Origin of the sequence: Sandaracinus amylolyticus, assembly GCF_021631985.1 — a bacterium.
GTDB classification, from domain to species: Bacteria; Myxococcota_A; Polyangia; order Polyangiales; family Sandaracinaceae; genus Sandaracinus; species Sandaracinus amylolyticus_A.
Window position 1 is genome coordinate 660,086 of record NZ_CP070225.1, and the last position, 17,012, is coordinate 677,097.

Genomic DNA, 17,012 nt, shown 5'->3' on the forward strand with positions numbered 1-17,012 from the left:
GAGCGCGACCGAGGGCAGATCAGAGGTGCGCTTCGAGCATCAGCCCGCCGAACGCCGGCGACGCGATCGGCGTGATCGACACACCCTCGGCGACCTGCACCACCGGCTCGTCGACGCCGACGAGCCCCGCGATCAGCAGACCGAGGCCGAGCGCCTGGACGCCTGCATCGACGAACGCGATCAGCGCGAGCGGCCAGTATCCGGAGTCGATCGTCAGCGCCGAGACGCCCCAGATCACCGGACCTGCGACCGGGACGAGCGAGAGGCTGTAGAGCGTCTCGAAGTCCTCCGAGTCGCCGAACTGCATCGCGGCGGTCCCGAGCGCGGCGCCGATCGTGTTGAGGCCCCAGCCGATCGAGAGCGTCGTCGCACCGGCGACGACGAGGCCGCGATCGGCGTGGTGCACCGTCGTCGGCGTCGGAGGCGTGAGCGCGTGCGCGGGCGACGCATAGGGCTCGACCGACTGCGCGTGGGCAGCGGGCGCGAGCGCGAGGGTGAAGGCGAAGACGAGCGAGGCGAGGATCAGACGTGGGCAGTTCATGACCGCGTCCCCATCGCAACCGTCGTGCCCGGCGCAGATCCACGGATCTCGCGGTCTTGCGCGGCTCGGCCCACGTGGGCGGCCCATGGGCGCGTGAGCGCGCGATCACACGCCGTCGTTCGATTGCGTACGCCGGAGCTCAGCGCTGGAACGGATCGAGCTCGCGCCGCACCCGCGTGATCTCGATTCCGCTCGCGATCGCGTCTCGAATCTCACGCACGACGTCGCGCGCACGCGCGAGCCCTGGTGACGTCGGGATCACACGCAACGTGATCGTCGACGAGGCGAGCGCCGTCACGAGCGACGTCGCGACCCCGGACGAGAGCTCTGCCGCGACGGCGCCCGGATGTGCGTCCGTGCGCTCGAGCCATGCCCACGCGAGCCTGTGTCCACACCCGAGGTGCGCATCCGCCGCGCGCGCGAACGCCGCGCGGTGCTCGCGCGACTCGTCACAACGAAGCAGCTGCACGATCAGCTCGGGCACGGGCTCGCTCCCGCTGCGCGCGCCGGGAGCAGCGTCGCGTGACTGCCAGAGCGCCCACTTGAACGAGCGCGCCGCGGCGGCGACGTGCGCGGGGTCCTCGTCCGCCCGATCACGCACCCAGTACGTCAGGACAGCGGCGCTCTGCTGCGAGAGCAGGCGGGCGTCGAGCGTCCGCGCGAGCGCATCGAGCACGCGAGCCGCGCCGTGCACCCGCGCCGCATGCGCGATCGCGCGCTCCGCACGAGATCGCGCCGCCGCTTCGACCGCGGGGACGACGAACACGCGCGGGTACTCGTTCCGATGCTCCAGCGCCCAGAGCACGAACGCGCGCACGATCGCGTCGTCATCACGGAGCGCGCGGATGACCGCGTCGACATCGGAGAGCTGCGTCGCAGCGCGCGCGACGAGCGCTCGCTGTCGCGCGTCGAGGGCCCGCTCGTCCACGATGCTCGCGCGGGCGGCCGCGCGCTCGGCCCACGTCGCGCGATACTCGCGGACGAGCTCGTCGAAGCCCATCACGTCCCCAGCGCGTCGTGCACCAGCGACAGCAGGGCGATGCACGCGGTGTCGGTGCGCAGCGTGCGCGCGCCCATCGCGACCGGCTCGAACCCGCGCGACACCAGCAGCGCGCGCTCGAAGTCGTTCCATCCGCCCTCGGGCCCGATCGCGATCACCACCCGCCCGGTGACCGACGCACAGCGCGCGTGGGGCGACGGATGAACGCCCGGATCGGCGAGCAGCCGCGTCGTGCCCGGCGCCATCGCGTCGAGCTCGTCCTCGACCAGCGCGCGCAGCGACTTGTGCACGCTGACCTCGGGCACGCGCGTGTCGCGCGCCTGCGCGAGCCCCTCGATCAGCTGGGCCCGCCGATACGCGGGGTCGAGCTGGTGCGCGTCGAAGTAGAAGCGCTCCACCTTCGCCGCGTTGGTCAGCATCAGCCGTCCGATCCCGAGCTGCGCCAGCGCTCCGTACAGCCGTCCGATCACCTTGGGGCGCGGCAGCGCGAGCAGCAGATCCACCCGCGGTCGCGCCGGGATCTCGCGCTCGAGCGCGCACCGCAGCACCACCTCGTCGCGCTCGACCCGCTCGACCTCGCCGAGCCCGATCGCACCGTCGATCACCCCGACCCGCACCCGCACGCCGGGCACGACCGCGAGCACCCGCACCAGGTGCGTCGCACGCGCGTCCCGCAGCACGACGCGCTGCTCCGCATCGAGCTCCGAGGCCTCGATCAGCACCAGGTTCACGCGAGCCTCACCACCGCGATCTTCAGCGGCGGCCGCTCGTCGAACGAGGGGAAGTCCTCCTCGGGCACCAGCTCCTCGATGCTCGCGATCGCGCGCCCCGCCTTCTCCGCGGTGCGCCGCAGCACCGCGTGCCAGTCGTCGCGCTCGACCGTCGGCACGTGGTTCGTCGCGAGCACTGCACCACCCGGCGCGCACGCGAGCAGCGCCGGCTTGAACAAGCTCGGATAGTCGCGGACCACGTCGATCGCGCCGAAGGGCGTGCGCGCCCAGCGCGGCGGATCGAGCACCACCACGTCGAACGTGCGCGGCGCGCGCTTGGTGAACCCACGCCGCGTCCCGCGTCCCTTCACCGGCAGCCCTGCGAGCTGTCGCACCACCGGGATCACGTCGTCCTCGATCGTCACGAAGCGCGACGCCTCGATCCCGTTGCGCTCCGCGTTGCCGCGACCGACCTCGAGCGCCGACGCCGCGAAGTCGACGTTCCACACCTCGCGCGCCCCGCCCAGCGCCGCGACCACGCCCACGCCGCACGTGTACGAGAACAGATTGAGCACGCTGCGCCCCGCGCTCTCGGCGCGCACCCAGCGCCTTCCCACGCGCAGATCGAGGAAGAGCAGCGGGTCCTGCCCGCGATGGCGCGGCCGCACGTCGTAGCGCGCTCCGAGCTCGCGCCCCTCCGCCGCGTGAAGCCGCGGATCGCTGGTGTCGCTCCCGCGCACGCCTTCCTTCCGCGACGGACCGCGATGGTTCCAGCACGGCGCGAGGTCGATCCCCAGCGCGCGCGTCACCACCGCGTGCACCTGCTCGAGCGCGCCCGGCTCGAGGGGATCGCGCCACGTCTGCGCGAGCAGCACCGGCCCGTAGCGATCGATCGCGAGCCCCGGCACGCCCTCCGTCGCGCCGTGGAAGAGCCGCACGCAGTCGGTCTCCTCGCGCTCCAGGCGCGACAGCAGCGCACCGCGCCGCTCGATGGCGCGCGCGACCAGCTCTTCGAGGCTCACGATCGATCTCCTCGCTGCGTCTCGCGATCGGCGCGGACGTCGGCGAGCGCCTCTTCCCACATCTCGCGCAACGCCGCCTCTTCGTCGCGGCCGATCGCGCGGGCGCGCTTCTCGATGCGATCGCGCTCGTGGAGGATCATCGCGTTGAGGTGCGAGCGCACGTCGGCCACGTGCACGAGGAAGCTCGAGAGCAGCTCCTCCGAGTGCACCTGACCGCGCGCGAACGCCTCGAGCGCGCGCGTCTTGGTCTCGCCGAGGCGCGTGCGCAGCACGACCATGCGCGCGAGATCGAGGTGCGTCTCGCGCTCCAGCGCCAGCGCCTCGCGATCGATCCGCGACACCTCCGCGAAGAACCGATCGAGCCCGCTCACGCGTGACCGACGCCACCACCGGTACGCGAGGATCCCCGCCACCACCAGCGACACGAGGAAGCTGCGGAGGCTCTCGATCCCCTCCATCAGCTCCGGCGTGAGCAGCGGGTCGTTGCGGTGAAGCCACTCGAGCGTGCCGGGGTGCAGCGGGTACTCGGGCTGCGCGACGAGCGTCGAGATCTCGGCGCGCGCGATGCGCGCCCGCGCGCCGAACGAGTCCGACGCGAGCGACTCGAGCAGGCGCTTCACGACCTCGTCCGAGGTGTCGCGATGCACCACCAGCAACATGCGCGTGGCGAGCGTCGGCACGTCGTGCGCGGGCGCGTCGGCGCCATACGCGTACGCCGGGATGCGCCCCCGCGAGACCGCGACGTTGCGCAGCGCGATCGCATCGGCGTAGGGCAGCGGCGCGAGTCGATAGCCCCGCTCGTCGACGAGGAACGACGCGAGCGGCGAGGGCAGGGCGGACACGTGGAAGATCGCGTCGGGCAGTCGCTCGGCGGGCAGCGACTCGAGCTCGCGGTAGTCGAGCTGCGTCTCGTCGAAGTCGCGGCTCGGCTCGAGGTGCGCGAGCGCGAGCACCTCCAGCGCGAGCCCGCGCGTCCCGCTCCCCGGCGGCGCGAGGTTCACCCGACGACCGCGCAGATCGTCGAGCGACTCCATCGCGATGTCCCCGCGCACCAAGAGGTGCAGCGGCTCGAGCGCGACCGCCGCGACCTCGCGCAGCTCGGGCGTCCCGGGCAAGCCGCCCTGGATCAGCGCCGCGTCGAGCTCGCGCCGCGAGAGCCGCTCGAGCGCGTCGTCCGAGCCCGCGGCGGGCACGATCTCGAGCTCCAGCTCGTGTGCCGCCGCTTCGATGCGCAGCGCCTCCGCGACCTCGGTGCGGCGCCCTCGTCGATCGCCCGCGGTGAGCCGGATCGTGTGCTCCTCGGTGTCGAGCGACGCGCGCAGGAACACCGCAGAGGCGAGCAGGAAGATCGACGCCAGCAGCGCGAGCGCGCGCGGCGAGTCCCCGACCTGCCGGAGCCGCGCGAAGAAGATGCGGAGCGAGACCACGCGCGCCGATTATCGCTCACCCGACCCCACCGCATCCTCTGAGAAGAGCAGGAGAGAATTTCCTGAGGAGAGCAGGAGATCCGAGCGCTACGAAATCCGAGCGCGACGAAACCCGTAGCGCGCGAACGCCGCCGAGCCTGCGATCGAACGAGAGTCTTGGCTCGAGCACTGCGCGCGAAGTCGCGGTGCACCACACGCACGGCGCCGTGGTGTTCCTGATCCTCCTGCTCTCCTCAGAAATTCTCTCTCATCCGAGCTGCGCGAGCTCCGCTGCGCTCAGCTGCACCTCGGCGGCCCGCAGGATCGACGCGATGCTCGCCGGCTTGCTCGCGCCCGGGATCGGCACGATCGCCGGCGAGCGCGCGAGCAGCCACGCGATCGCGATCTCCTCCGGCGTCGCGCCGTGGCGCGCCGCGATCTCGCCGAGCGCCGCGTTCGCCGCGAGCCCCGCGCGCCCGCGGCTCCCACCGACCGGCGAGTACGCGAGGAATCCGATCCCCAGCGCCTCGCAGCGCGCGATCACGCCCTGCTCGAACGCGCGTCGATCGATCACGTTGCATCGGTTCTGCACGCTCGCGATCGGCACCAGCGCGCGGGCCGTGTCGATCTCCGCGGCGCTCACGTTCGAGAGGCCGACGTGCGCGATCTTCCCTTCCGCGCGCAGCCTCGCGAGCTCGCCCACGCTGTCCTCGAAGGCCACCGCGGGGTCGGGCGCGTGCAGCTGGTAGAGCGCGATCCGGTCTACGCCGAGCGCGCGCAGGCTCGCCTCGCACGCCGCGCGCAGTCGCTCGGGGCGCGCGTCGGTGACCCAGTCGCCGTGCGGGCGGCGCAGCCCGCCCTTCGTCGCGACGAGCACCTTCGAGCGGTCGCCGCGCCACGCCTTCAGCGCCTTGGCGATCAGGCGCTCGTTGTGCCCGATGTCGTGGTCGTCGACGCAGTACACGTCGGCGGTGTCGATCAGCGTGATCCCACCGTCGAGCGCGGCGTGGATCACCGCGATCGACTGCTCCTCGCTCGGTCTTCCGGCGAGCGACATCGGCATGCCGCCGAGCCCGAGCGAGGAGACGAGGAGGCCTTCACCCAGAGAGCGTGTGCGCATGGTCGCGGGACGCTACCGCGAGAGCCGGAGAATTTCACCGCAGAGGGCCACGGAGGGCCGCAGAGGCGAGAAGAGCGATCAGTCGTCCAGCGCTTCGGTGATCGCCTCGCCGATCTGCGTCGGCGAGAGGCGGTACACCTCGCGCGCGCTCTGCGTTCGTGCGGGCGGTGCCGCTTCCACCGTGATGCGCGCCGCGACCTCGCCCGACTCGACGTCGACGATCGCGATCCGCGCGCGCTCCACGTCCACGCTCACCGCGCCGTAGGTGTAGCGATCGTGCAGCATCTCGCGCGCGACGATGCCGACCCACCGCACCTCGTCGGGGCTGCTCGCCGCGAGCCGTGCGAGGCCGACGTGCGCCGCGTCGAAGCGCGGTCGTGATCCCGCACGCAGGAGCAGGCCGCGCGCCCCCTGGGGCAGCTCGCGATCGTGCTCGCTGTGCGCGACGTAGCCGAGGTCCGCTTGCTCGGCGACGTCGAGCTCGGGCGGCGCCGGCATCACGAGCGAGCGAGGATCGGCGTGCACCGCGAGGCGCACGATCGATGGGTCGCGCAGCGTCTCTGCGAACACGTCGCGCGCCTCGGCGAGCGCGCCCTCGGCGCGCCACCCCCGCGTCGCCGCCTCGCCGACGACGACGAGGATGCCGAGCACGAGGATCGCGCCTGCCCACGTGACGATCTTCTCGACGCCGCGCTGCGGCGGCGCGGAGTCGGCATCGCCGCGCGCGCTCGTGCGGTACGGACCCTCGTGCTTCGGCGTCATGTCAGCTCGCCGGGGTCTCGCCTTCGTCGTCGGTGCGGCGCGAGCCTGCGAGCGCCTCGGTCAGGAACGCGAACGCGTCGCCGATCACCGCGTCCTTGCGCGCGTAGGGCTTCACGCCGGCGTTCACGTCGAGCACTGCGCGCCACATCTCGTCCTCCGCGCGGATGCGAGTGTCGACGATCGGCGCGAGCTTGCGCGCGAGCTGGTCGCGGAGCGCCGCTTCCTTCTCGCTCGCCTTCTTCGCGTCGCGCACCAGCTTCTCGAGGCGCGACGGACGCAGGCCGGGGATGCGCACTGCGGGGTTCGCGTCGAGCGTCCGCACGATCTGCGCGACGAGCTCCTCGTAGTTGTCGCGCGGCTTGAGCTTCGAGCGACGCTCGTCCGAGCTCATCACCACGATCTCGCGCGACTTCGAGGCGCGCTTCTTCACAACCGGCGCCTTCTTCGTTGTCTTCTTCTTCGCGTTCGCCTTCTTCGCTGCCTTCTTGGTCGCCATGTCGACCTCCTTCGCGTGCGAGCGTGGACGAGATCGCGCGTTTTTCAAGCGTTTCATCGCGATTCTCGAGAGGGTATCCAAGCTAGGAGGGTGGAGTGGTCCCGAGGACCGCTCGGTCCGGTCCGGACCACCACTCGCACCCATCCTCGGGACCGCGCGGGGTGATCCCGCGCATCGGACCGAGTGATCCGCGGAACCGGACGGACCTCGAGCGACGACCGCTCGGGGTGCTCGGTGGGACCACCCCGAGCCCGACCTCGGACCAGAACGAGGACGAGCGCGGACCGCACGAGGGTCGAGATCATCTCGCGAGGTGCACGAGCCGCGCGCGCTCGTCACGCTCCTCGGAGCCGCGATGTCCAAGCCCAACTGGTTCGTCGGGATCCCGATCGCCGGGGTCGAGCTGGCCGCGCGGATCTCCGAGCCGCCCTCCGGGATCCGCCGCTTCCATCCCGAGGATCTGCACCTCACGGTCGCGTTCCTCGGGATGTGCGGCGAGGAGCGCGCGCGCGCCGGATGGGACGCGCTGGTCTGGACGCTCCCCGCGCTCGACGTGACCTTCGGGGCGATCGTCCCGATGGGCAATCCGCGGCGCTACTCCGCGCTCTCCGCGGTGCTCGATGAGGGGCGCGCCGACGTCGAGGCCGCGATGAGCGCCTCGCGCGACGCGGTCTGCGATGCCGCGGGCGTGCCCCGCGAGATGCGCCCCGCGAAGGCCCACGTCACCGTCGCGCGCCCCGCGCGCAGCACCACCGACGGCGAGCGACGCGTCGCGCTGCGCTGGGCCGCCGCGATCGATCTGCGCGGCGTGCGGGTGCGCCTCTCCGAGGCCGCGCTCTACACGTGGAACGACGATCGCGCCTCGCGCCTCTTCCGCGCCGTCGCCACGCGCCCGTTCCCCCCTTGACCGCCCGCGAGCCGATGGTGATGGTCCGCGGCCGTCATGACCGAAGCGACGCAGACCGCAGACGACGCCCCCGCCCGGACCACCCACCGCTTCGAGGCCGAGGTCGATCAGGTCCTCCGCCTCGTCATCCGCTCGCTCTATTCGAACAAGGAGATCTTCCTCCGCGAGCTGCTCTCGAACGCGTCCGACGCGCTCGACAAGCTGCGCTTCCGCTCGCTCACCGAGCCCGCGCTGCGCCCCTCCGAGGAGCTGCGCATCCGCCTCGAGCCCGACGCCGCGAACAAGACGCTGACCATCTGGGACGATGGCATCGGCATGACGCGCGACGAGCTCGCGCAGAACCTCGGCACCATCGCGAAGTCGGGCACGCGCGAGCTGCTCGAGAAGGTGCGCGCCGCGGGCCAGAAGGACGCGCCCGCGCTGATCGGTCAGTTCGGCGTCGGCTTCTACAGCGCGTTCCTGGTCGCCGAGCGCGTCGACGTGATCTCGCGCGCCCCGGGGCACGAGGACGCGTGGAAGTGGAGCTCGGACGCCCAGGGCACGTTCACGATCGAGCCCGCTGCACGCGATGTGAACGGCAGCTCGGTCGTGCTGCACCTCTCGGACGATCACGTCGACCTGCTGCGCACCTGGAAGCTCGAGGAGCTGGTCCGCAAGTACAGCGACTACCTCGAGTGGCCGATCGAGCTGAAGCTCGAGCGCGAGAAGGCGGACGAGGCCGCGCCCGCGGAGTGGCGGCGGGTGAACCGGGGCACGCCGCTGTGGCAGCGCTCGGCGAGCGAGGTCACGCCCGATCAGTACGAGGAGCACTACCGCCACCTCACCCACGACTTCGAGAAGCCGCTGCTGTGGCGTCACTTCCGGGTCGAGGGCACGACGGAGTTCGCGGGCATCCTCTACGTGCCGCGCCGTCCGCCCTTCGATCTGTTCGCGCCCGAGAGCAAGCACGGCCTGCGGCTGCACGTGAAGCGCGTCTTCGTCATGGAGGACGAGGGCGAGGTGCTCCCGAAGTGGCTGCGCTTCGTGCGCGGCGTGGTCGACAGCGAGGACCTGCCGCTCAACGTCTCGCGCGAGCTGCTCCAGGACTCGCGCGTGGTGCGCACGATCAAGAAGCAGATCGTGAAGCAGGTGCTCGACGGGCTGACGCAGCTCGCGAACGATCGCCCCGAGGACTACGCGCTCTTCTGGAAGACGTTCGGCGCGGTGCTGAAGGAAGGGCTGCACTACGAGCCCGATCAGACCGAGCGGCTCGCGAAGCTGCTCCGCTATGAATCGAGCGCGGTGGAGAAGGGCGCGCTGGTCTCGCTCGCCGACGCCAAGGCGCGCATGAAGGAAGGGCAGAAGGCGATCTACTACGCGCTCGGCGAGTCGCGACGGCAGATCGAGTCGAGCCCGCACATCGAGGGCCTCACGAAGCACGGCTTCGAGGTGCTCTACATGATCGACCCGGTCGATCAGTGGGCGGTGCAGTCGCTGCGCGAATTCGACGGCACGCCGCTCCAGAGCGCGACCGCGGCCGAGCTCGACCTCGGCGCGCTCCATCTCGGGGCGACCGACGAGGCGAGCGAGAAGGCGCGCGAGGAGTCGAAGGGCGCGGTCGAGGCGCTGCGCAGCCGCGCGCGCACGAAGCTGCAGGAGCACGTGAGCGAGGTGCGGGTGAGCGCGCGCCTGACCGACTCGCCGGTGTGCCTCGTGGTGCCCGAGGGCGGGCTGCCGCCCCACCTCGAGCGCTTGCTGCGCGCGACGCAGCAGGACCTTCCGCCGCAGAAGCGCATCCTCGAGATCAACCCCGATCACCCGCTGGTGCGCGCGCTCGCGAAGCTGATCGAGGCCCAGCCCGATCGCGCGGAGATCGACGAGTGGATCGAGCTGCTGCACGAGCAGGCGCTCATCGCCGAGGGCAGCCCGATCGAGGATCCCGGTCGCTTCACGAAGCGCCTCACCTCGCTGCTCACCGAGGCGGCGACGCGCGCAGCGGGCGCGTAAGGGATCTCTCGTCACACCTCGACCGCGTCTCTCCCACGGTGGGCTTTGCGTCCAGCCTGCCGCGGCCATGAGGCGCGTGGTGACAATCTCGGTCGACGCGATCGCGCATCGCGTGCGCAAACGCCTCGGGCTCGAGCCCTCGATCCGTGTCGCAGCGGACGAGGTGCTCGAGCTGCATCCCGGCGACGTGGGCGAGACTCCGCCGCCGTTCTCGCTGCCACGCCAAATCGAACGAGCGCGCGAGGCAGTGCACCTGTCCACGCTCAAATTCGAGCTGGAGCGCGCGATCACACGCCGCATCCAGCATGCGCCGACCTACGCGTTCCGGTTCCGCCGCGCGACGATGATCGACGGCGTGGTGTACGCGAACGGCGCGCGCCAACAGCAGGTCGCCGAGCGCGAGCGGTGGCGGCCGCGATGGCTGGACGCGCCGGAGATCGATCGGGCGGCGCTGGCCTCGTCGGTGATCGGCGACCAGTTCTTCGGGCACGTGATCGCCGACGACAGCTGCGCGGCGTACCTCGGGCGCGAGCTCGCGCCGGTGTGCTTCACCGAAGGGAGGCGCCCCCGCAGCGCGCACGCGATGCGCTACCTCGAGCTCTACGGCCTCGCCGACGTGCCGCGCCTCCGCACCGCGCACCTGCGCGAGGCGTGGCTGTTCCAGGACTTCGGGATGAACGGCCACAAGCGCGCGCGGTTCCGCCAGCTGCGCGAGCGACTGCGGGTGATCCCGCCCGCACGCAGCGGGCACGGGGTGTTCTTCCGGCGCCGCGGCGCGGGCCTGCCGCGCGGGCTGATGAACGAGGCGGCGATCGAGGAGCGCCTCGCGCGCGAGGGGTACGAGATCATCGACGTGGCGCGCGCGGACGCGGACGAGATCATCCGCCGCACGCGCGACGCGAGCGTGGTGTGCGGGGTGGAGGGCAGCGCGCTGATGCACGGGCTGCTCTGCATGCGCGAGGGTGGGGCGCTCGTGTCGCTGCAGCCGCCGTATCGCTTCACGATGGCGCTCCGCGATCACGCCGACGCGATGGGCATGCGCTACGGCTTCGTGGTGGGGATCGGGACCCGCACGCGCTTCGAGATCGACGAGGACGAGGTGCTGAGCACGCTCGAGCTCGCGTGGGGGAACGTGAGCGACGCGGGCCAGCGTCGTGATCGCGCAGCGTGAGATCGCGAGCGGGCAGCGTTGACACCCGACCTGCCCGATGGACTACGATGCCCTCGCCCTACTTCGGAGGAGCGATGGCAGAGATCGATTCCAAGTACCTCGACACCTTCCCCGCGTGGCTGCGCAGCTTGGGCGAGGACGCGGAGAAGCTGGCCGAGCTCCTCTCGGGCGAGGCGCTCTCGTCCGGTGCGCGGGAGTCGATCGCGGGAGGCCTCAACTACCTCTTCAAGTCGCTGGACCTCATCCCCGACGGGATCGACGACATCGGCTATCTCGACGACGCCTTCGTGCTCCGCGTCGCGGCGGATCTCGCGGCGGCGGCCGACGAGGGGAACGACCCGAACGCGAGCCGCGCGCTCGCGGCGCTGGCGAACGACTGCGAGACGGTGCGTGACTTCCTGGGCCGCGACTACACGCGCCTGGAGAGCTACGTGAAGGGGCTGCGCAAGGGCGCGGCGCGCGGCCGCTCGGTGGCCGACATCCTCGGCGACGCGTCGGTGCGCGAGGACTTCCTCGGGGACGTGCGCGGCTTCGCGAAGACGTACGAGGCGCCCTCGTTCTCGCGCGAGGAGAAGAACCTGATCAAGCTCCGCGCGTTCTTCGACGCGAAGCTGCCGAAGTGACCTCGTAGGGCCGCGCGAGCCCGCGGCCTCGGCATCGATCGGAGCCGACTCCGCGAACCGAACGAGAGCAAGCGGGGCTGGGGCCCCGCGCGCAGCGTTCGGGGTGGGGGGGCCCGATCCGGCTTTGCCGGTCGGGGGGAGGGGGCTTCCAAGACCCCTCCGAAAAACAGCGCTGTGCCGACCCGTGGGAAGTCCGGGAGCCGGGCTCGTTGTCGCCGTGGACAGGCGACCTCAGAGAGTCTAAAAGGCTCCCGCCATGAATCCCATCGCGATGACGGTGATTTTCGTCGTGACCTTGGGCGCGTTCGCCTGGTCCGCGGTCCGACGTTGGCGACTTCTGATGGTCGCGGCGCCCGATCGACGCATCGCGCTCGACGGCGATTCCCTGGCCGAGCGCGTCCGACAGGTCCTCGTGATCGCGCTCGGGCAGGAGAAGATGCCCAAGAACGAGCGTTATCGGCTCGAGGGCATCGCGCACATCTTCATCTTCGCGGGGTTCAACGTCCTGCTGCTCAACACGCTGCTCCTCTGGGGCCGCGCGTACGACAGGGACTTCGACTTCTTCGGGCTGCTCGCGGACGGCTTCGTCGTCGGGCAGCTCTACTCGTTCGCGAAGGAGATCATCGCGGCGCTGACCGTCGTCGGCTCGCTCGTCTTCCTCTACGACCGAATCACGAAGCGCTACCCGCGCATGACGTTCGGCGCGGAGGGCATGATCATCCTCGGCATCATCATCACGATGATGCTCTCCGACTTCCTCTACGTCGCAGGGCGCCACGTGATCGAGACGCGCGCGCTCGGCGAGGCGCCGCACTGGACGTGGCACGAGCCGATCGGCTCGGCGATCGGGCTGGCGTTCGGCGGGCTCTCGAACAGCACGGTCTCGGTGCTCGAGCACGCGGGCTTCTGGTGGCACGCGTCCTGGGTCCTGATCTTCCTGAACCTGCTGCCCTACTCGAAGCACTTCCACATCATCACCTCGATGTTCAACGTCTTCTTCCAGCCGCTCGAGGCGCGCGGGAAGCTGCCGGACGTCGACGACATCGAGGGGAAGATCGAGCGCGAGGAGCCGATCGGCGTCGGCAAGATCGAGCACCTCACGTGGAAGATGGCGCTCGACCTCTACACGTGCACGGAGTGCGGGCGCTGCAGCGACAACTGCCCGGCGTTCACGACCGGCAAGAAGCTCTCGCCGAAGCACCTCACGCTCGCGCTGCGTGATCACCTCTACGATCTCGAGGAGCACTTCCTCGGCAACGCCGGCATCGAGGGCCCGAAGGCCGCGAACGCGGTGGCCCCCGAGAAGCACGTGCACGGCGACCCGCCGCCCGACGCGTACCACCGCAAGGCCGAGCACGTCGATCTGCTGCCCGACATCGTGAACCCCGAGGTCATCTGGGCGTGCACGACGTGCCGCGCCTGCGAGGAGCAGTGCCCGGTCCAGATCTCGTACGTCGACAAGATCGTCGAGATGCGCCGGCACGAGATCATGATCAAGAACGACTTCCCGGCGGACTTCCAGAAGGCCTTCCGCGGCATGGAGACCAACGGGAACCCGTGGAATTTGCCGGCGATGGATCGCGGCAACTGGGCGACCGGGCTCGACAAGGAAGGCGTGGAGGTCCGCTTCCTCGCCGATCACCTCGAGGCCGACGTCGTGTACTGGGTGGGCTGCGCGGCGGAGTACGACGATCGCGCGAAGAAGGTCGCGCGCTCGGTCGCGAAGCTCCTCGATCACGCGGGCGTCGACTGGGCGGTGATGGGCAGCGACGCGACGTGCACCGGTGATCCGGCGCGCCGCGCGGGCAACGAGTTCCTGTTCCAGACGCTCGCGCAGGCGAACGTCGAGACGCTGAACGGGATGGGCGTGGACAAGAAGGTCGTGATCACGGCCTGCCCGCACTGCTTCAACACGCTGAAGAACGAGTACCCGAGCTTCGGCGGCAAGTACGACGTGGTGCACCACGCCGACTATCTGAACGGGCTCATCGCGCGCGGCGTGCTGAAGCCGACGAAGTCGGTCGAGGCGAAGGTCACGTACCACGACAGCTGCTACCTCGGCCGCTACAACGACGTGTACGAGTCGCCGCGCAAGGTGCTCGAGGCGATCCCCGGCGTGACCCTCGTCGAGCCGGCGTACTGGAACAAGGCGAAGGGCCTGTGCTGCGGCGCGGGTGGCGCGCAAATGTGGAAGGAAGAGGAGCACGGCAAGGAGCGCGTGAACAAGAAGCGCACGCTCCAGCTGCTCGACACCGGCGCGACGAAGATCGCGACCGGGTGCCCCTTCTGCATGACGATGATCAGCGACGGCATCGCGGGCGAGGAGAAGACGGACACCGTCGAGAACCTCGACATCGCGGAGCTGCTCGATCGCTCGATCGACTACTCGCGTGCGGTGGAGCGCGACGCCGCGGAGTGATCGCGGCGCAGTGAGCGCGAGCAGACGGCGGCCGGGAGCGATCCCGAGCCGCCGTTCGCGTTCTCGCTGGTAGAGTTCGTGGCCGATGATCCTGCTGCTCCAGGCGAGCGCCGAGCTGCCGGGCGGGTACGGGGTGGCGCTGCTCCAGTCGCTGCTCGCGCTCGCCGCGGTGTGCGTGCTCGCGTGGGTGGTGCTGCGATGGGCGTCGCAGCGCGGGCTCGGCACGTTCGCGCGCGGGACGCGGGTGAAGGTGATCGAGCGCGTGCCGCTCGATGCGCGGCGCACGTTGTGGCTGGTGAAGGTCGGCGGGAAGGTGCTGCTGATCGGCGCGGGCGATGGCGCGTCGCCGAACACGCTGACCGAGCTGCGCGAGGACGAGCTGCCTGCTGCGGAAAGCAACGCGAAGGGCGCGACGTTCGTCGAGGTTCTGCGGCGCGCGGCGAGCGGAGAGACGAAGCGCACCGAGGAGACCAAGCGTCCCGAGTAGTCGGGCTTGTGGCACCATCGAGGGGAGCGATGCCATCGCACCTTCCCGAGCCCGGCGCGCAGGTGGAGCGCTACACGGTGCTCTTCGAGGTCGCCCGGGGCGGGATGGCCGTGGTGTACGCGGCGCGGCGTACGGGGATCGGCGGGTTCGACAAGATCGTCGCGCTGAAGCTGATGTCGCCGGCGATGGTGACCGAGCGTCGCTACGTCGACATGTTCCTCGACGAGGCGCGGATCGCGGCGCGCATCGATCATCCGAACGTCGTGCAGGTGTTCGAGGTGGGCGAGCACGAGGGCTTGCCCTTCCTCGTGATGGAGCTGGTGCAGGGCGTCGCGCTGACCGACGTGCTGCGCGCGACGCCTCCTCCGCCGCTCGCGATCCGGGCGGCGCTCCTCGCGGCCGCGGCGCGTGGTCTGCACGCGGCGCACGAGACGCTGGGCGCCGACGGAGCGCCGCTCGGGCTCGTGCACCGCGACGTGAGCCCGCACAACGTGCTCGTCGGGTTCGACGGACGCGTGAAGGTCACGGACTTCGGGATCGCGGCGGCGCGCGGGCGCATCACGCACACCGCGTCGGGCGAGCTCAAGGGCAAGATGTCGTATCTCGCGCCCGAGCAGATCACGCGTGAGCGTCCGACCGATCGACGCGCGGACGTGTGGGCGCTCGGCGTGATGACGTGGGAGACGTTCGCGCTGCGCCGGCTCTTCGCGGGGAGCGACGACGCGCAGCGCATGTTCGCGGTGCTGCGCGCGCCGATCCCGGATCTGCGCGAGCTCGATCCCGAGGTGCCCGCGGAGATCGCGGAGATCGCGGCGCGCGCGCTGAGCCGCGACGTGGACGCGAGGCTCGCGACCGCGGAGGAGCTCGCGGTGGTGCTCGAGGGCGCGTCGCTGCGGCTCGGCGGAGCGAGCGTCGCGTCGTGGATGGGCGATCGGTTCGCCGAGAAGACGGTCGCGATCCGCGCGCGGCTCGATGCGGTGCCGAGCGCGCCCGAGGAGGGCGATGCGACGATCGTCGCGACGCCGGAGATCGAGGCGACGCGGACCGAGCTCGACGTCGCGCGGCCGCCCGCGCGGCGCGCGCCGATCGTCGCGGGTGTGCTCGGGCTCGTGATGCTCGCGGCGCTCGCGGTGTGGCGTTTGACCGCGACGCCGGAGAGCGCGCCGGTGGTGCGCCCTCCCGTCGAGGCGCCCGCCGAGTCCTGGGGTGAGCCCGACCTCGTCGACTACCCCGACGGCCTGAGCACGCCATCGGTCGAGACGACGCCGCCCGTCGCGCCGCCGCCTCCGGTGGTTGCGGCCTCCGTCGCGGTGTCGGAGCCGGAGCCGCTGCCCACGTCGCGTCCGCGGGCGCGCGAGCGTGCGCGGGATCGCGTTCGCCGCGCCGAGCCGGAGCCCCGCGCGCCGCAGGTCGCGAGCGAGCCCACGCCGCGCCGCGATCTGCTGCCGAACCCGTTCTGATGCGCGCGCTCGCCCTCGCTCTCGCGCTGCTGATCGCGCTCGTGCCCGCGGTGCATGTCGCCGCCGCCCAGGACGACGAGGCGCGCCGCACGGCGCGCGAGGCTTACCGGCGCGGGGAGGACGCGTTCGCGCGCGGCGAGCACACGCTCGCGCTCGCGATCTTCCGCGAGCTCTACGAGCGCACCGGGCACGACGCGGTCCGCTACAACGTCGGGGTGTGCCTCGAGCAGCTCGGGCGTGCGCGCGAGGCGCGCATCGAGTTCCTCGCAGTGGCGGAGAGCGAGGCGGTGCCCGCGGAGACGCGCGCGCAGGCCCTCGAGGCGGCGGCGCGCGTGCGCGCGCGGCTCGCGTCGATCGAGGTGCGCGGCGCGCCCGAGGGGGCCGGCGTGACGATCGACGGGGTGCGCGTCTGCGCGCTGCCGTGCGACGAGCTGATCGATCCCGGGACCCACACGATCGCGCTCGACGTGCCCGAGGGGCCGAGCGAGGAGATCGAGATCGCGGCGGGCGCGACGCGCACGATCGAGCTCGCGGTCCCGGTGGTGGCCTCCGACGAGCCCACGCCGCCGGTGTCGTCGCGCGGCTCGTCGCTGGGCGCGCTCACCGTGATCGGCGCGTCGCTCACCGCGATCGGGACGGGCGGCGTGATCGGCTTCGGCATCTACACGATGGACCTCAAGTCGCGCTTCGACGCGATGCCGACCCAGGCGCTCGCCGACGAGGGCAACACGATGGCGGCGCTCACCAACGCGTCGATCGGCGTGCTCGCGCTCGGCGGAGCGCTCGTGCTGATCGACGTGATCCTGGTCGTGACCAGCGGGCCCTCCGAGCCGTCGCCCGCGGTCTCGCTCGAGGGCGGCACGCTGCGCGTCGCGTTCTGACGGCGGAGCGCTACGCTGGTC

16 protein-coding genes are annotated in these 17,012 nt (G+C 71.4%); 8 read left to right on the top strand and 8 right to left on the bottom strand.

Annotated elements, in window-relative coordinates:
• Window positions 1-19: 19 nt before the first annotated feature.
• From I5071_RS02630 to I5071_RS02665, 8 genes are all read right to left on the bottom strand, one after another.
• Entirely contained in the window at window positions 20-541 is a 522-nt protein-coding gene (locus I5071_RS02630) for a hypothetical protein (RefSeq protein WP_236520293.1), read from the bottom strand.
• A 139-nt stretch (window positions 542-680) separates the two neighbouring features.
• The gene (locus I5071_RS02635; protein WP_236520294.1) at window positions 681-1,541 is read right to left on the bottom strand and encodes a hypothetical protein; all 861 of its coding nucleotides are present in this window, start codon (window positions 1,539-1,541) and stop codon (window positions 681-683) included.
• Window positions 1,541-2,272: a 16S rRNA (uracil(1498)-N(3))-methyltransferase gene (locus I5071_RS02640; RefSeq protein WP_236520295.1), complete on the bottom strand. Its 732-nt coding sequence runs from the start codon at window positions 2,270-2,272 to the stop codon at window positions 1,541-1,543. Before I5071_RS02640 ends, I5071_RS02635 begins: the two co-directional genes overlap by 1 nt.
• Window positions 2,269-3,273: a class I SAM-dependent rRNA methyltransferase gene (locus I5071_RS02645; RefSeq protein WP_236520296.1), complete on the bottom strand. Its 1,005-nt coding sequence runs from the start codon at window positions 3,271-3,273 to the stop codon at window positions 2,269-2,271. The genes I5071_RS02640 and I5071_RS02645 overlap by 4 nt, the downstream gene beginning before the upstream one ends.
• A complete protein-coding gene (locus I5071_RS02650) occupies window positions 3,270-4,700 on the bottom strand; it encodes a TAXI family TRAP transporter solute-binding subunit (RefSeq protein ID WP_236520297.1) in 1,431 nt (476 codons plus the stop codon). Before I5071_RS02650 ends, I5071_RS02645 begins: the two co-directional genes overlap by 4 nt.
• A gap of 247 nt (window positions 4,701-4,947) precedes the next feature.
• The gene (locus I5071_RS02655) at window positions 4,948-5,799 is read right to left on the bottom strand and encodes an aldo/keto reductase (protein WP_236603791.1); all 852 of its coding nucleotides are present in this window, start codon (window positions 5,797-5,799) and stop codon (window positions 4,948-4,950) included.
• A 78-nt stretch (window positions 5,800-5,877) separates the two neighbouring features.
• Window positions 5,878-6,561, bottom strand: a complete 684-nt coding sequence (locus I5071_RS02660) for a hypothetical protein (protein WP_236603792.1) — start codon at window positions 6,559-6,561, stop codon at window positions 5,878-5,880.
• Between the two features lies 1 nt (window position 6,562).
• Window positions 6,563-7,057 (bottom strand): hypothetical protein, encoded by a 495-nt coding sequence (locus I5071_RS02665; RefSeq protein WP_236603793.1) that lies wholly within the window; start codon window positions 7,055-7,057, stop codon window positions 6,563-6,565.
• Window positions 7,058-7,412: 355 nt separating this feature from the next.
• On the opposite strand from I5071_RS02665, the gene I5071_RS02670 reads away from it, so the two are divergent.
• The 8 genes from I5071_RS02670 to I5071_RS02705 all read left to right on the top strand — a co-directional run bounded on the left by I5071_RS02670 (window position 7,413) and on the right by I5071_RS02705 (window position 16,991).
• Window positions 7,413-7,964 (top strand): hypothetical protein, encoded by a 552-nt coding sequence (locus I5071_RS02670; RefSeq protein ID WP_236603794.1) that lies wholly within the window; start codon window positions 7,413-7,415, stop codon window positions 7,962-7,964.
• Window positions 7,965-8,000: 36 nt separating this feature from the next.
• Window positions 8,001-9,950 (top strand): molecular chaperone HtpG, encoded by a 1,950-nt coding sequence (gene htpG, locus I5071_RS02675; protein WP_236603795.1) that lies wholly within the window; start codon window positions 8,001-8,003, stop codon window positions 9,948-9,950.
• 79 nt (window positions 9,951-10,029) lie between these two features.
• Window positions 10,030-11,121 carry a glycosyltransferase 61 family protein gene (locus I5071_RS02680; RefSeq protein WP_236603796.1) on the top strand — a complete coding sequence of 364 codons (1,092 nt, stop codon included), beginning with the start codon at window positions 10,030-10,032 and terminating at the stop codon, window positions 11,119-11,121.
• A 74-nt stretch (window positions 11,122-11,195) separates the two neighbouring features.
• A complete protein-coding gene (locus tag I5071_RS02685; RefSeq protein ID WP_236603797.1) occupies window positions 11,196-11,744 on the top strand; it encodes a YkvA family protein in 549 nt (182 codons plus the stop codon).
• Window positions 11,745-12,000: 256 nt separating this feature from the next.
• Window positions 12,001-14,163: a (Fe-S)-binding protein gene (locus I5071_RS02690; protein ID WP_236603798.1), complete on the top strand. Its 2,163-nt coding sequence runs from the start codon at window positions 12,001-12,003 to the stop codon at window positions 14,161-14,163.
• A gap of 85 nt (window positions 14,164-14,248) precedes the next feature.
• Window positions 14,249-14,650, top strand: a complete 402-nt coding sequence (locus I5071_RS02695; protein ID WP_236603799.1) for a flagellar biosynthetic protein FliO — start codon at window positions 14,249-14,251, stop codon at window positions 14,648-14,650.
• A 29-nt stretch (window positions 14,651-14,679) separates the two neighbouring features.
• On the top strand, window positions 14,680-16,110 hold the full coding sequence (locus I5071_RS02700) for a serine/threonine-protein kinase (RefSeq protein WP_236603800.1): 1,431 nt from the start codon (window positions 14,680-14,682) through the stop codon (window positions 16,108-16,110).
• Window positions 16,110-16,991 carry a PEGA domain-containing protein gene (locus I5071_RS02705; RefSeq protein WP_236603801.1) on the top strand — a complete coding sequence of 294 codons (882 nt, stop codon included), beginning with the start codon at window positions 16,110-16,112 and terminating at the stop codon, window positions 16,989-16,991. Before I5071_RS02700 ends, I5071_RS02705 begins: the two co-directional genes overlap by 1 nt.
• Window positions 16,992-17,012 lie beyond the last annotated feature (21 nt).